Source organism: Thiosulfatihalobacter marinus (genome assembly GCF_016019955.1).
GTDB lineage: Bacteria > Pseudomonadota > Alphaproteobacteria > Rhodobacterales > Rhodobacteraceae > Shimia > Shimia marinus_A.
The window spans coordinates 1-1078 of the sequence record NZ_JAECRZ010000048.1; the positions used below are offsets into that span (position 1 = coordinate 1).

The following is a 1078-nucleotide window of genomic DNA, read 5'->3' on the forward strand; positions in this document are numbered from 1 at the left end:
TGAGGACGGACAATGAAGCGAACAAGATTCACGGACGAACAGATCATCGGCATCCTGGCTGAGCACGAGGCGGGCGCGAAGTGTGCCGATCTGTGCCGCAAGCACGGCATGTCGGAAGGCACGTTCTATAACTGGAAAGCCAAATTTGGTGGCATGACGGTGTCGGAGGTCAAACGGCTGAAGGTGCTGGAAGACGAGAACGCAAAGCTCAAGAAGCTACTGGCCGAGCAGATGCTGGATCTGGCGGCGATGAAGGAACTGGTTTCAAAAAAGTGGTGACGCCTGCCGTGAAGCGCGAGGCCGTCGCGCACCTGAAGGCCCTGTTCGGGTTGTCGGAACGGCGGGCGTGCCGGATTGCGGGGGCTGATCGTAAGATGGTCCGCTACCAGTCGCGGCGTGCTCCCGATACGGAGCTTCGTGGTCGGCTGCGGGAGTTGGCGAACGAGCGTCGTCGGTTCGGCTACCGGCGGCTCTTTGTTCTGTTGCGCCGCGAAGGTGAGCCTTCAGGGATCAATAGGATCTATCGGCTGTATCGCGAAGAAGGGCTGATGGTGCGCAAACGGAAGGCCCGACGCAAAGCGGTTGGAACGCGCGCGCCGATCTTGGTCGAGGCACGGCCCAATGCACGTTGGTCGCTGGATTTCGTTCATGATCAGCTCGCCAACGGCCAGCGTTTCCGGGTGCTCAACGTGGTCGACGACGTCACTCGTGAGTGCCTGGCTGCGATCCCGGACACCTCGATCTCGGGGCGCCGGGTCGCACGCGAACTGACAGCCCTGATCGAACGCCGAGGAAAGCCGGGGATGATTGTCAGCGACAACGGGACCGAACTGACCAGTAACGCAATCTTAACCTTTGCAGCCACGCATAGGGTCGAATGGCATTACATCGCCCCGGGCAAACCCATGCAGAATGGCTTCGTGGAAAGTTTCAACGGGCGGATGCGCGACGAGCTTCTCAACGAGACCATGTTCCGCAACCTCGCCCATGCAAAGGTGGTGATCGCGGCCTGGGCGGCTGACTACAACACCGAACGACCCCATTCAGCCTTGGACTACCAAACCCCGGCTGACTATGC

The 1078-nt window shown here is 60.3% G+C and carries 1 pseudogene; it reads left to right on the forward strand.

From position 1 onward, the window contains the following. Positions 1-12: 12 nt before the first annotated feature. Positions 13-1078, forward strand: a pseudogene (locus tag I3253_RS20325) (IS3 family transposase); the annotation flags it as partial.